General features: G+C 59.5%; 11 protein-coding genes. 2 read left to right on the top strand and 9 right to left on the bottom strand.

Annotated features, from left to right (window positions below; translation table 11 throughout):
- Nucleotides 1-19 precede the first annotated feature (19 nt).
- The 4 genes from KZ772_RS17050 to KZ772_RS17035 form a co-directional block, all read right to left on the bottom strand.
- Nucleotides 20-1,276, bottom strand: coding sequence for an outer membrane protein transport protein (locus KZ772_RS17050; protein ID WP_290537635.1), 1,257 nt, complete (start codon nt 1,274-1,276; stop codon nt 20-22).
- A gap of 187 nt (nt 1,277-1,463) precedes the next feature.
- Entirely contained in the window at nt 1,464-2,609 is a 1,146-nt protein-coding gene (locus KZ772_RS17045) for an acyl-CoA dehydrogenase family protein (protein WP_290537634.1), read from the bottom strand.
- 158 nt (nt 2,610-2,767) lie between these two features.
- Nucleotides 2,768-3,850: a cell division protein ZapE gene (gene zapE, locus KZ772_RS17040; RefSeq protein WP_290511057.1), complete on the bottom strand. Its 1,083-nt coding sequence runs from the start codon at nt 3,848-3,850 to the stop codon at nt 2,768-2,770.
- Nucleotides 3,851-3,905: 55 nt separating this feature from the next.
- Nucleotides 3,906-4,538 carry an alpha/beta family hydrolase gene (locus KZ772_RS17035; RefSeq protein WP_290537633.1) on the bottom strand — a complete coding sequence of 211 codons (633 nt, stop codon included), beginning with the start codon at nt 4,536-4,538 and terminating at the stop codon, nt 3,906-3,908.
- Nucleotides 4,539-4,994: 456 nt separating this feature from the next.
- Here KZ772_RS17035 and KZ772_RS17030 point away from each other — a divergent pair, with 456 nt between their 5' ends.
- A complete protein-coding gene (locus KZ772_RS17030; protein WP_290537632.1) occupies nt 4,995-5,525 on the top strand; it encodes a YhcB family protein in 531 nt (176 codons plus the stop codon).
- 159 nt (nt 5,526-5,684) lie between these two features.
- On the opposite strand, the gene KZ772_RS17025 is transcribed toward KZ772_RS17030, so the two are convergent.
- Nucleotides 5,685-6,557 (bottom strand): diacylglycerol kinase family protein, encoded by an 873-nt coding sequence (locus tag KZ772_RS17025; protein WP_290537631.1) that lies wholly within the window; start codon nt 6,555-6,557, stop codon nt 5,685-5,687.
- Between the two features lie 25 nt (nt 6,558-6,582).
- Nucleotides 6,583-7,335, bottom strand: a complete 753-nt coding sequence (locus KZ772_RS17020; protein WP_290537630.1) for a Nif3-like dinuclear metal center hexameric protein — start codon at nt 7,333-7,335, stop codon at nt 6,583-6,585.
- Nucleotides 7,336-7,457: 122 nt separating this feature from the next.
- On the opposite strand from KZ772_RS17020, the gene KZ772_RS17015 reads away from it, so the two are divergent.
- Nucleotides 7,458-8,570: a trypsin-like peptidase domain-containing protein gene (locus tag KZ772_RS17015; RefSeq protein WP_290537629.1), complete on the top strand. Its 1,113-nt coding sequence runs from the start codon at nt 7,458-7,460 to the stop codon at nt 8,568-8,570.
- A gap of 171 nt (nt 8,571-8,741) precedes the next feature.
- Here the strand turns inward: KZ772_RS17015 and KZ772_RS17010 are convergent, their stop codons facing one another.
- The 3 genes from KZ772_RS17010 to hisD form a co-directional block, all read right to left on the bottom strand.
- Nucleotides 8,742-10,340: a DUF4139 domain-containing protein gene (locus KZ772_RS17010; RefSeq protein ID WP_290537628.1), complete on the bottom strand. Its 1,599-nt coding sequence runs from the start codon at nt 10,338-10,340 to the stop codon at nt 8,742-8,744.
- A 393-nt stretch (nt 10,341-10,733) separates the two neighbouring features.
- Complete coding sequence (hisC, locus tag KZ772_RS17005; protein ID WP_290537627.1) at nt 10,734-11,807, bottom strand: histidinol-phosphate transaminase; 1,074 nt, start codon at nt 11,805-11,807, stop codon at nt 10,734-10,736.
- A complete protein-coding gene (gene hisD, locus KZ772_RS17000; RefSeq protein ID WP_290537626.1) occupies nt 11,804-13,144 on the bottom strand; it encodes a histidinol dehydrogenase in 1,341 nt (446 codons plus the stop codon). The genes hisC and hisD overlap by 4 nt, the downstream gene beginning before the upstream one ends.
- Nucleotides 13,145-13,278 lie beyond the last annotated feature (134 nt).

Raw genomic sequence — 13,278 nt, 5'->3', positions numbered from 1 at the left:
GTTGGAACGTGGCAAGGGATCAGAAGCGGTAGCTCAACTGCGCGCCAATCACATCCGCATCCAGTTCGTAGGTACCCTTCAGCGGCACGCCTTTGTCCATGCGGTTGATATCCGCATCTTCCACAAAGATATGCGCATAACCCACGTCGATGGTCATGTTCTCCACCGGGGTGAAACCGGCACCCAGGGTCACCCAGACCCGGTCAGAATCCGGAGAAATGGCCGAGCGATTATCGGTGCCCTGAGTGGACTCTTCCTGCGCCACACCGGCACGCAGTACCGTGGTGTCATTCATGGCGTGACGAACCCCCAGGGAATAACGCACAGTGTTTTCCCAGTCGAAGGTTTCCACTGCCGGGTTCGGGAGCGGAGCGGGACCAGCATGATCAATTTCCAGCTTGTCCAGACTGCTCCACTCCATCCATTCAACACCCATCAGGATCTGGGTGCGATCAGACAGATCACCCGCATAGGAAAGCTGCAGGGAAGCAGGCAGATCTACGGATGTTTCACCTTCATAGGTTCCTGCCAAAGGACCCGCAACCACCGGGTTAAAAGTGATATCGCCTTCCACGTCGTACTCAATCTTGGAGCGGTAAGCAACACCGAAATGGTTATTGTCATCCGGGCTGTAGGTCAGCCCCAGATTCCAGCCATAACTATCATCGTCACCTTCCAGTCGTGTTCCGGCATTACGAATATCGGCATCCAGACGCTGGTAGCTTACACCGACGCCCACGTTCAAATTATCCGTTAACTGAATACCCAGCGACGGGTTCACGTTGTAAGTTTTCAGATCCGATTCAGTGGAATAAAAATCACCCGTTCCTGCTGGCACAGGAAACAGAGGGGGAGCGATTTGGTTACCCCAGTTGTCGTCATACTCAACCTTTGTTCCGAACGGAGAATTCACCCCTAGCCCAAATGTCATCATGTCGGTCAATGGCACAGCGAGAAATGCACTGCCAATGAACGGTTCCACATCATCAAAGTCACCTGGTGCATTACCGAAAGGCGTCGTGGAAGCATCACCTTCGAAAGAGGTATCCACCCACACCTGATGAACCGCAGCAGACAGCTCTGCCTGCTTCAGCCCCGCCAGGGTAGCCGGGTTGTACCATTGGTTAGAGGCGTTCTCGCTGAGTACACCGGCACCGGCATAGGCGGTACCCAGAGCGGAAACGGATTGATAGGACACGGAAAAGCCACTTGCCGCCGCATGCCCGGCAGCCAGGCTCAATGCGGAACCGACAAGAACGGCACCTGTTTTTTTCATGATGTCTCTCCCTCTTCCTCGCAAAGTAGTGCTGTCATAATGATTAAAAGATCAGCAATCCACTTATACACAATAGGCGGCGGCACAAGCAAGGAATGCCGTTCACTCAGATTTTTGCATTAGAAAAGAGAAAATAAAAAAAGGGCAGCGAATGCTGCCCTTTTTATTTGCAATCATGCCGGCGATTTCAGTCAGCCAGAACGGCCTTGGCGATAATCGTCTTCATGATTTCATTGGTGCCGCCATAGATCCGCTGTACGCGTGAATCTGCAAACATGCGGGCCACCGGATATTCCCACATATAGCCGTAACCGCCATGCAACTGCACGCATTCGTCGATCACTTCGCACTGTAAATCGGTGATGTAATATTTGGCCGCGGCCGCGGTAGGAATATCCAGTTCCTTTTTCAGGTGCAGTTCCAGACAGCGATCCACGTAGGCGCGGGCCACTTCCAGCTTGGTGTGCATCTCGGCAATCTTGAACTGGGTGTTCTGGAACGCGGCAACCGGCTTGCCAAACGCCTTGCGCTCTTTGACATAATTGATGGTGTGTTCCAGCGCGGATTCCGCCATGGCCAGACCACCAATGGCAATCCCCAGGCGCTCCTGCGGCAGTTCCTGCATCAGGTAGATGAAGCCCATGCCCTCTTCACCCAGCAGATTCTCCGCCGGCACCTTCACGTCCTGGAAGAACAGCTCGGAGGTATCCTGAGCTTTCATCCCCACTTTCTTCAGGTTGGTGCCTTTCTCGAATCCTTCCGAGTCGGTTTCCACCACGAACAGACTGATCCCCTTGGCGCCCTTGGACGGATCGGTCTTGGCCACCACAATCACGATATCCGCGTTCTGACCGTTGGTGATAAAGGTCTTCGAGCCATTCAAGATGTAGTGGTCACCGTTTTTGACCGCGGAGGTTTTCACTCCCTGCAGATCCGAACCGGCACCCGGCTCGGTCATGGCAATAGCACCGATCATTTCACCGGTGACCATTTTTGGCAGGTATTTCTGCTTGAGCGTCTCGGAGCCATTGTGCTCGATATAGGGCGCCACGATTTCCGTGTGCAGCCCCCAGCCAATGCCCGTCAGACCCAGCCGGGACACTTCCTCGCCAATCACCACACTATAGAGAAAGTCGGCCCCGATACCGCCGTACTCCTCACCCACCATGGGGCACAGAAAACCCTGCTCACCCGCTTTGAGCCATACCTCTTTGGGAACGACACCGGTTTGCTCCCACTCTTCGTGATGAGGTACTGCCTCATTTTCGAGGAATTTGCGCACGGTTGCGCGGAAGGTTTCATGGTCGGAACTGAACAGCGTACGGGGAATCATTGAGCTCTCCGGAATCAGGTTATCAGGGATAGCCCCGATACCGGGCTCGGCCGGGGCACAGAATGGCTCATTCTGTGCACTGACGCCGTCGCCGGGCAATGACCGAAATGTTCACCACCGGGCAGCGATGACAATTCCGGCCAATGACGGGAAACCTGTCAGGCCCGGTGCTCGCGACCGAGATACTCGGAGGACTGCATTTCCTGAAGGCGGGAACGGGTGCGCTCGAATTCGAAGTCCAGACGGCCGCCAGCATAGATATCTTCGATGGGCACTTCAGCGGTAATCACCAGCTTCACGGCCCGGTCGTAGAACTCATCCACCAGATTGATGAACCGCCGGGCCATGTCATCCTTGCCGGCGCCCATCTGCTCCACATTGGAGACCAGCACGGTATGAAACTCCCGGGCCACTTCAATATAGTCGGTCTGGCTGCGCGGACCATCACACAGGGCCTTGAATTCAAACCACACCACATCATCGGCGCACATTACCGAGGGAATTTTTCGCCCCTCGATCAGCACATTACCGTGATCACGGTGACGGGAATGATCCGGCTCCAGGGTATGAAAACGCTCACGAAGAAAATCATCCGCCGCCTTGCCCAGCGGGCAATGGTACAGCTCGGCCTGTTCCAGCAGCCGCAGACGATAATCGTTGCCGCCGTCCACGTTGAGCACCTTGGTGTATTGCTTGAGCAGGTCGATGGCCGGCAGGAAGCGGGCCCGTTGCAGGCCGTCCTTGTAAAGGCCATCGGGCTCGATGTTGGAGGTGGCCACCAGAGTCACGCCATTGGCAAACAGCTCGCCCATCAGCCCGGCCAGAATCATGGCATCCGTAATGTCGGTGACGAAGAATTCATCAAAGCACAACACCCGGGACTGGCTGGCAAACTTGCGGGCAATGCTCACCAGCGGATTCTTTTCCCCCTGACGCTCACGCATTTCACGATGCACCTTCTGCATGAAACGGTGAAAGTGCATGCGACGCTTTTCCTTGAACGGCAGCGCCTGGAAGAACACATCCATCAGATAGGTCTTGCCGCGACCGACGCCTCCCCACATGTACAGGCCAGTGAGCGCGCGCGGCTTGCGAAAACGTGACAACAAGCCACCGCCAGCCGGCTCTGCCAGCAAGCGGTGATACAGCGCATCCAGTTCTTCCACCGCCCTTTGCTGGGCCGGGTCCTGGAAAAAGTCGTCGCGCTGGAGATCGGCTTGGTACTGTTCAAGAGGCGTCATGGGACTCGGGGCCTGCTGATAGGACGGGGCAATGTAGCGCCGCAGGGGCGGACTATCAAGCGGGTAAATGGCTGGCGGCAGCCTCTTTCAGCTCCACCAGCTTGCCATGAAAGAAGTGCCCGCAATCCGGAAAACGGATCAGATCCGGCGCCAACGGCGTGGCTTCTGCCCAGCGAAACACCTGCTCCGCCGGAACCACCTCATCATCCTCGCCCTGGACCACGGTCACCGGGCAGCCAGTCTGTTCGATATCATCAAAGGGGTAATGGTGTACGGGGGGCGCTACCAGCAGCAACTCCCTGGCCGGCATACCATTGGCCTTGAGAATTTCTGCCCCACGAGCAGCGACAAAGCTGCCAAAGGAAAAACCGGCCAGCCACAGGGGCAGATCCGGCCAGGTATGGGTCAGCCAGCTGTGTACCGCCAGCAGGTCTTCGGTTTCCCCGATACCGTCGCTGTAGGCCCCCTGGCTTTCGCCGACGCCGCGGAAGTTGAAACGCACCACGACTGCGCCCTGATCACGGGCCAAGCGACTGAGGGAAGTGACCACCTTGTTATCCATGGTGCCACCGAACAGGGGATGGGGATGACAGATAATCGCGACAAAGGATGGCGTGTCGCTGCCCTGTTCCACCACCGCCTCAAGATTACCGGCCGGCCCGGAAAGACTCTGCCGCTGTACTGCCATGACCCACCTCCATCGCTTTTCCCGCTATCCCGTGTCGCTATATCAACGATTTCGGGAAGCCAAACCTTGTCTCAACGCAACAACATGAAGAGTATCAACAGTCTCTTACACCTTGGAGCCTATTCAGGGTCTCTGCACAACCGCGCCGGAGTCAATTTTGTTGCCAGTTCGTGATTGCGATTGTGTAGTGTAGTCATTCTACATGAACAAGCGCAGTCGCGGACTGGCGGCACTCTTCACCTGAAAAGAATGGGCCCGGCCCTTCGGGTTGCCGCTAAAAATGGCCCCATGCTGTGTTATGAACCTTGAACTTGACCCGTCAGGCCCTGCGGTTCATGCCTTGCCTGGAGCCATTTTTAGCGGCAACGCGGCTGTGCAGAGACCCTGAATAGGCTCTAACCCTTGGCGACTGCCCGGCACTGTGCTGGAATAACTGGAATTCAGAAGGAGTATGCCATGGATATGCTGACAACTGGGGTGCTGTGCTTCGCCGCCGGCGTGGTAGTAGGCGCAGGATTACTGTTCTGGTTGTTACCGGCACGGCGCCAGGCCGGCCAGCTGATTCGGGATCGCGATGAAGCCCGCCAGGCCCTCAATCACTATCGTGATCAGGTGGATGATCATTTCCTGCACACCGCAGAGCTGGTCAACGACATGACCCAGGCCTACCGCTCCGTCCACGAGCATCTTTCCAAAGGCGCCCAGGCATTGTGCTCCGAAGTGGGCCGCAAACGGGCGGTGGCGAAATCCCTGGATTCCGCCCCACAGAAAGAGGGCGATGGACCTGTGGCGCCACCGCTGGATTACGCCCCCAGCGCCAAGGGCGGCACCCTCGCCGAAGACTTCGGTCTGCAACAGAAAACCACCGGACCATTCAAACCGGTGGACGTGACAGACACACCGGTAACAGACAGTATCGTGGAGCCTCCCCGTGACTATGCAGAAGGCTGCGACGAGCAGGGCTGCCCACCGGAAGAAAAGAAATGAGAGAGAACTGACACACAACAGGCTTCATGCGGCACGCCGAACGCACCTTACCGCAGGTTTTCGCTTGTCGCTGAATCAAAAAAGCCCGCTTACGCGGGCTTTTTTGATTACCTGGCCGGGATCTCACCGGGCAGGTTCAGCAACTCTCCTCATGATGAACTACTGAAACGTGTCCGCCACCCGCATGGGTACCGGCTCATCTTCCATCACGATCTCCGCCGGTAACTGGCCGGCCGGGTCGCCATCGGCCTGGATTGGCTCATCGGCGTCTTCGCAGCGAATCTCCACCCGCTGGGCCCGCAAGCTGGCAACGCCATCTACCCGCTCCATACGTCCCAACAACAGCGCGGCCAGACAACGCAGCAAGAAGCTGACTCCCGGCTTCTGGAACAACAGCACCTGCACCTGGGGACGCAGGATGTTGGCTTCCCGGCTGAGCACGAAGCTGCCACCGTAATGGCGACCATTGGTAACGATGGCGGAAAAACAGTCCAGCGGCCGGCCATCCACCATGACCCGGTAATGGCGCTGACCGTAACGGCGGATCTGCGCCAGCATGGATTGCACATAGGCCAACTTGCCGAAGCGCTCCTTCACCGCCAGGTTCACCCCGTCCACCACCCAGGCGTCATAGCCGATGCCGCACATCATGATAAAACGGCGGCCGTTGAGCCGGGCCGGGGTCACCGGCACATTCTTGCCATTGACCACGACCTGAGCCGCCAACTCCGGCGTTTTCGGCAGCTGCAGCTCCTTTGCCAGCACATTGGCGGTACCGGTGGCAAACACGCCCAGAGCCACACCGGGGGCCAGACCATTAAGGACTTCGTTGGTGGTACCGTCACCACCCACCGCCACCACGCAATCGCCCTGATCTTCCAGGCTCTGCAGATACTCGGTGGCATCCGCCGGTCCCCGGGTGTGATACAGGCGCACACGGGCACCCAGTTTCTCCAGTTCGGCCACAAAACGGCAAAGCAGCTGCTCCCGGCCACCACCGGCGGTCGGGTTGTATACGACAGTAATTTTCATGGGATCAGGGTGTTCCTCGTACTGCTCAGGCCGGGTTATCAATGTCGATAAAGATATGTTCCACACCGAACTGCTCGCTGAGCCACTGGCCCAGGGCCTGCACCCCGTAGCGTTCGGTGGCATGGTGGCCGCAGGCAAAATAATGCATGCCGGTTTCCCGGGCGAAGTGGGTGGTGGGCTCGGAAATCTCGCCGCTCAGGTAGGCATCCACGCCACGGGTCTGGGCCTTGTCGATAAAGCCCTGGGCACCGCCGGTACACCAGCCGATGGTTTCAATTTCATCGCCCGGGTCCCCCATGCAGGGGGTACGGCCCAGCACGGCTTCCGCGTGGGCCGCGAACTCCGCCGCCGACATGGGGCTGTCCAGCCGCCCCACATTGCCGATGGGGCGTGGTGAATCGTCCAGCCCGCCTTCCACGCTGAAGCCCAGACGCCGGGCCAGCTGGGCGTTGTTACCCAGGGTCGGGTGGGCATCCAGGGGCAAATGGTAGGCAAACAGGTTGATATCGTGACGCAGCAGGGTCTGCAGGCGCTGCTTTTTCATGCCGCGCACCCGCTGGTCTTCACCTTTCCAGAAGTAGCCATGGTGGACCAGGATGGCATCCGCGTCTTCCACGATCGCCGCATCGATCAACGCCTGACAGGCCGTGACCCCGCTGACCACCCGCCGGATCTGCTCGCGGCCTTCCACCTGCAATCCGTTGGGACAATAGTCCTGAAAGTGGTCCGCAGCCAGCTCCTGGTCGAGCAAAGTCAGCATGTAATCGCGCTTGAGCATGACACCTACCGGGCAATGATCTGATAATATTGCGCGCAGTTTACCTATCCAGACCCGCGCTTGTCTCGTTCGCGGCCACCCCGGCAGCGGCGCAAGGCAATAGCACGGGCCAAAGCAAGCGCATGGGGGCATTGTCGGTGATCAGAGCCTTTCGTTTTTTTGCCGGACCGATTCTGGCGGGCCTGGCCGTGGGGCTGGCCGTGCTGTGGTGGTACGAGTGGGGCCCCAATTCCCGCCCCGGCCGCTATGACAGCGGTACCGCCAGCTATGCCGGCGCGGTCAATCACTCCGCCCCGGCAGTGGTCAACATCTACACCACCCAGATCCTCACCAGCGAGGATGTGCCGGAAGCCCCCCTGTTCAACCGCTTCATGGAAGAGCCCCGCCGGGAACGGGCCCTGAACAGCCTGGGGTCCGGCGTGATCGTGGACGATAAAGGCTACATCCTCACCAGTTACCACGTGATCCGCGATGCGGACGAAATTCTGGTGGCCCTGCGCGACGGTCGCGACGCCCCGGCACGGGTGGTGGGCACCGACCCGGAAACCGACCTGGCCCTGCTCCACGTGGCGCTGGAAAACCTGCCGGAAGTGGAACTCAATGGTAACGGCCCGGTACAGGTAGGCGATGTGGTACTGGCCATCGGCAATCCGCTGGGCGTGGGCCAGACTGTCTCCATGGGTATTGTCAGTGCCACCGGCCGCAGCCATCTGGGCATTGCCACCTTCGAGAACTTTATCCAGACCGACGCGGCCATCAACCGCGGCAACTCTGGCGGCGCGCTGATCGACACCCGTGGCCACCTGATCGGCATCAACACCGCCATCCTGTCCGCCGATGGCAGCTGGCAGGGCATCGGCTTTGCCACCCCGGCCTCCATTGCCCGGGAAGTGATGGACGACCTGATTAAACACGGCCGGGTAATTCGCGGTTATCTGGGCGTCACCGTACAGGATATCACCCCTTCCCTGGCCGAAACCTTCGGCATGGACGAGGTACGCGGCGGGGTGATCACGGAAGTGGTCATCGACAGCCCGGCCCACAAGGGCGGCCTGCAGCCCGGCGATGTACTGGTGGGCATCAACGACACCGCCATGGCCGACGGCTACGAAGCCATGAACCGCATCGCTGGCATGAAACCGGAAGAAAAAGTCAGCCTGAACATCGTCCGCAACCGCCAGCCGCTGACCGTGGATGTGGTGATTGGTACACGGCCGCCGGCAGAAACGGAATGACTAGAGTGAACAGTTAATAGTTAACAGTGAACAGCGGCGCGACAGCCCGCTGGTTTGATCTGAAACGCAAGAGGCCGCGCCCAAGCGATGGGCGCGGCCTCTTGCGTTTCAAAGACAGACAAACGCTGCACGCGTCGCTGTTAACTATTCACTGTTAACTGTTAACTGCCTTTAAAGCCCTTCCACCCCGCTCAACCTCTCCCCCGCCGGATAACGTATCTCAAAGCCCTGCTTGAAGCGTTCCTCGCCGCCGGCGGGCAGGGTGAATTGCCAGCGTTGCAGGCCTTTCACATCATCCACATTGCGATCATCGGCGGCCTTGCCCATGGCGGTGACGGTAATGTCGTCGTTGCCGGCCACTGGCAGGCGGTCCAGCAGGTTTACCGTGATCGGCTTGTCGTAGTGGGATGTGAGGGTAATGTTCTTCAGGGCCGACAGGGTGCTTTCCTTGCTGATCAGGCCAGTCTCCCCTTCCCGGGAAGGTTCGCGGACCACGGCAATCTGCAAACGCGGATCATCGCCGAAGCTCATCTTCACCTGCTCGCCCTGCTTGATGCTCTCATGGCGGTGATAACGGGTCAGACGCTGCCCATCACGTAGCAACGTGACGCTGCCAGCCAACCAGGGCAGCGGGCTGCTGTTCTTCCATTCCCCCACCAGCAACACGGCAGGCTGCTGCCAGAGGTAGCTTTCCCGGCTGAGAGTCACCGGCAATTCAGCCTGCTGATAGGGAACCCGGGCGCTGGCATCGCCACTGGTCAGGGAGAGCGGCGCGGAAAGCGGCACACGCATGTCGAAACCGTGAGCAACGGGGGGCGCCACCGGCATGGCACTGACGCTCTCGGCCATGTCGGCCTCATAGGCCGCAGGCTCGGCCATCACCGCCCGCAATGATTGTTTGCGCATTTCCGGCTGAGGGGTGGCCAGACGCACGATCCAGGGCTGCGGGTCCGGCAGATGACGGTAGCCCGCCGGCACCAGCCCCAGGGTGGCGCGGACATTCTGCCAGTCCTCGCCGGTGTGATTATGGATCTGCGCAATACCGGTCACCGCCACGGCTTCATTGCTGCTGTCCAGGTCCACCCGCAGCTGATTCTGCCAACCGGCCTGGCCGGTAAAGTACTGCAGCTCAACCTGCGCGGTGGCGGGCTTGTCGGTACCGACAGAGAGCACCAGTTCGCGGCTGCGTGTCTGCCCCTGGCCCAGTTGCTGTCGTTCCTGGCGCAGGGCATCCAGTTGCTGTTGCTGGTCGTGACGCACCACCGCCCGCTGGTTGATGGCCGCCTGACGCTGTTCCACCGCCTTGCCGATAGACACCCAGGCGCTGGCCCACTTTTCCACCGGCACCTGGGCAAACACCGCCTGCCCCTGGGGAGCCTGCCCCATCAAGGATTGCAGGTGATTGATCTGCTGCTGGTCCAGCGCATCCGCTGCCTTGGCAGCGGCCATGGTGTGTTCCAGCTCGCGGATGGCCGCATCCAGCTCGGCCCGACGGACCGACACATCGGCGTCGTTGATAGCAAAGCCCTGACGAACCCCCAACAACCGGGCGCCCTTCACCGCCACCTGCAAGCTGTCCAGATCCAGCTCCGGTAGATCACTGACCACCAGTTGGTGCTCCCCGGCGGACAGGGACTGGCTGAGAGTGCGAGTGAGATGGGCCTGGGAGGGAAACAGCACCGCTTCGCTCACCGGCGCGGTGACGTTGAAATCAGCGGCAAAAAGGGGCGCCGGCAGCAACGCGCAGGCAAGCAATAACGATGGTTTCATTATTCGGGTCCTTTCCGTTGGACGATACCTGTTAGTACCGCAGGTATGGGGAAAGGTTCAAGCGGGGAGTGTTGCGGCACTGGCTTCCGCGATCTTCCTGTGTAGAAAAAATTTATTTACCACAGAGGACACTGAGAAAAAGATAAACCCCGGCGGGCCGCGTAGGGTGCACTGAGCCTAAGGCGAACTGCACCGGATGGTTGGGCAATGGTGCAGTTCGCCTTAGGCTCAGCGCACCCTACGCATTCTGTAATGGATGTTTTATCAACGGCGGGATCGCGCCGCCAGCGACGCTCCTACAGGAGAGGCTTTCACCACAGGATACCTAGCCAGCCTTTTTCTCGGTGTGCTCTGTGCCCTCTGTAGTAAAAATCAGATTTGCTGCGGCGGAGATCAGAGCAACGTGTCCAGCGCGTCAATCAACGCCTGGTTCTGCTCTGCGGTGCCCACGGTGATGCGCAGGTAGTCGGCGATGCGCTCGGGTTTGCCGAAGTGGCGCACGATGATGCCCTGCTCGCGCAGGCCCTGGGCCAGGGAGGCACCGCTGTGTTGCGGGTGGTGGGTGAAGAGGAAGTTGGCCGCTGACGGCAGGCTTGCAAAGCCCCGTTGGTTGAGCTGTTCGTTGAGCCAGTCACGCTGACTGATTACCTGCTCACAGCCCTGCTCGAACCATTCCTGATCCTCGAAGGCAGCCACACCAGCGGCAATGGCCAGACGGTCCAGCGGGTAGGAATTGAAGCTGTCCTTGATGCGGTTAAGCCCATCAATCAGCGCTTCATCGCCCACTGCCAGACCGATGCGCAGCCCGGCCAGGGAACGGGACTTGGATAATGTCTGGGTGACCAGCAGATTCGGATAACGGTTGACCAGGCTGATGGCCGTGTCACCCCCGAAGTCGATGTAGGCTTCGTCAATCACCACCAGGGTTTCTGTATTGCCCTGCAGCAGACGCTCAATATCGCTCAGCGGCAGCAACTTGCCGGTGGGGGCATTGGGGTTGGGGAAGATAATGCCACCGTTGGGCCGGAGGTAGTCCTCCACATTGATGGACAGCGTCTCGTCCAGCGGCACCGCGTCATAATCAATCTGATAGAGGCCGCAATAGACTTTATAGAAGCTGTAGGTAATGTCCGGAAACAGCAGCGGCTCGTCCTGGCGGAAAAAACCCATGAACAGATGTGCCAGCACTTCATCCGAACCATTGCCAACAAATACCTGAGAGCGCTTGATGCCGTGGCCTTTGCCAGAATAGTAATCGGCAATGGCTTGCTTGAGCTGACTGCTATCCGGATCCGGGTACAGACGCAGACGATCGTCCGCCTCGGCACGAATCGCCTCGATCACCCTGGGCGATGGGCCCAGTGGGTGCTCGTTGGTATTCAGCTTTACCAACTTGTCCATCTTCGGCTGTTCGCCGGGGACATAGGGTTCCAGTTGGTGAACGAAGTCGCTCCAGTATTTGCTCATAGGTCTTTGTCGTCCGACGCCCGACGTCTGACGTCCGACGCTGTGTTGATTCTGTACTCGGCACTGCGCGCGTGGGCGGTGAGGCTTTCGCCGCGGGCCAGGGGTGAGGCGATTTTTGCCAGTTCGCTGGCGCCCTCCGGGGAACAGCCGATCAGCGAGCTGCGCTTCTGGAAATCATAGACACCCAGGGGTGAAGAAAACCGTGCCGTAGCACTGGTGGGCAACACATGGTTGGGGCCCGCGCAGTAATCACCCAGGGCTTCCGGCGTGTGACGGCCCAGGAAGATGGCGCCGGCATGACGAATCTGCTTTGCCCACTGCTCAGCGTCGTCGATGGACAACTCCAGGTGCTCGGAGGCGATAGTATTGGCCAGGTCGATGGCCTGCTGCAGATCCTGCACCTCAATCATGGCACCGCGATTTTTCATGGAAGTGCGGATGATGGTTTCCCGCTCCAGGGTCACCGCCAGTTTTTCCATGGACTCGGCCACCTGTTGCAGGAAGTCGCCATCGGGACTGACCAGAATGGCCTGGGCTTCCTCGTCATGCTCCGCCTGGGAAAACAGGTCCATGGCGATCCAGTCCGGGTCGGTCTTGCCATCGCACACCACCAGAATTTCCGACGGACCGGCGATCATGTCGATGCCCACCTTGCCGAATACCTGGCGCTTGGCTTCTGCCACATAGATGTTGCCGGGGCCGACGATCTTGTCCACCGCAGGCACGGTATCAGTGCCGTAGGCCAGTGCCGCCACCGCCTGGGCGCCGCCCAGGGTGAACAGCTTGTCCACCCCGGCAATGGCCGCCGCCGCCAGCACCATGTCGTTGATCTCGCCATCCGGGGCCGGCGAGACCATGATGATTTCACCCACACCGGCCACCTTGGCCGGCAAGGCATTCATCAGCACCGAGCTCGGGTAGGCCGCCTTGCCCCCGGGCACATAGATACCGGCCCGATCCAGCGGCGTCACCTGCTGGCCCAGCAGGGTGCCGTCGGCTTCGCGGTACTGCCAGGAATCCTGCTTCTGCTTTTCGTGGTAGCGACGCACCCGTTCGGCGGCCGCTTCCAGCGCCTGGCGCTGTTCGGCAGGAATACGGTCCAGCGCCGCCTGCAATTGCTCATGCCCCACCACCAACTCGTCCATGCCGGCCACGTCGCGCCGGTCAAAACGGTTGGTGTATTCCACCAGCGCCGCATCGCCGCGTTTGGCCACATCACGAAGAATGCCACGCACCCGATCCGCCACTTCCTCGTCCCGCTCTTCGGACCAGGCGGTAAGCGCAGTCAGCTTGGCATCGAAATCCGCGTCTTGGGCGTTAAGCCAGGTGGTTTCCATGGTTGGCACCGTTGTCAAAGTCACAGTCTGTTTTTACCACAGAGGGCACAGAGTTCAGTGAGGAGAAGGCGTTTTTTTCTATCACAGAGATCAACAACGCCTGTCGCTCAACGCCACACCAACAGGTGGGCTTT

This window comes from Alcanivorax sp. (assembly GCF_019431375.1).
Taxonomy (GTDB): domain Bacteria; phylum Pseudomonadota; class Gammaproteobacteria; order Pseudomonadales; family Alcanivoracaceae; genus Alcanivorax; species Alcanivorax jadensis_A.
Note: the sequence above shows the minus strand (reverse complement) of the source record. Positions and strands in the feature narration are given on the sequence as shown.

Bases quoted from the DNA above. Each gene is read 5' to 3' on its own strand.
- KZ772_RS17030 (WP_290537632.1), top strand. From the start codon at position 4,995: ATGGATATGCTGACAACTGGGGTGCTGTGCTTCGCCGCCGGCGTGGTA.
- KZ772_RS17050 (WP_290537635.1), bottom strand. From the start codon at position 1,276: ATGAAAAAAACAGGTGCCGTTCTTGTCGGTTCCGCATTGAGCCTGGCT.
- KZ772_RS17020 (WP_290537630.1), bottom strand. From the start codon at position 7,335: ATGCTCAAGCGCGATTACATGCTGACTTTGCTCGACCAGGAGCTGGCT.
- zapE (WP_290511057.1), bottom strand. From the start codon at position 3,850: ATGACGCCTCTTGAACAGTACCAAGCCGATCTCCAGCGCGACGACTTT.
- KZ772_RS17010 (WP_290537628.1), bottom strand. From the start codon at position 10,340: ATGAAACCATCGTTATTGCTTGCCTGCGCGTTGCTGCCGGCGCCCCTT.
- hisD (WP_290537626.1), bottom strand. From the start codon at position 13,144: ATGGAAACCACCTGGCTTAACGCCCAAGACGCGGATTTCGATGCCAAG.
- hisC (WP_290537627.1), bottom strand. From the start codon at position 11,807: ATGAGCAAATACTGGAGCGACTTCGTTCACCAACTGGAACCCTATGTC.
- KZ772_RS17035 (WP_290537633.1), bottom strand. From the start codon at position 4,538: ATGGCAGTACAGCGGCAGAGTCTTTCCGGGCCGGCCGGTAATCTTGAG.
- KZ772_RS17015 (WP_290537629.1), top strand. From the start codon at position 7,458: ATGGGGGCATTGTCGGTGATCAGAGCCTTTCGTTTTTTTGCCGGACCG.
- KZ772_RS17045 (WP_290537634.1), bottom strand. From the start codon at position 2,609: ATGATTCCCCGTACGCTGTTCAGTTCCGACCATGAAACCTTCCGCGCA.
- KZ772_RS17025 (WP_290537631.1), bottom strand. From the start codon at position 6,557: ATGAAAATTACTGTCGTATACAACCCGACCGCCGGTGGTGGCCGGGAG.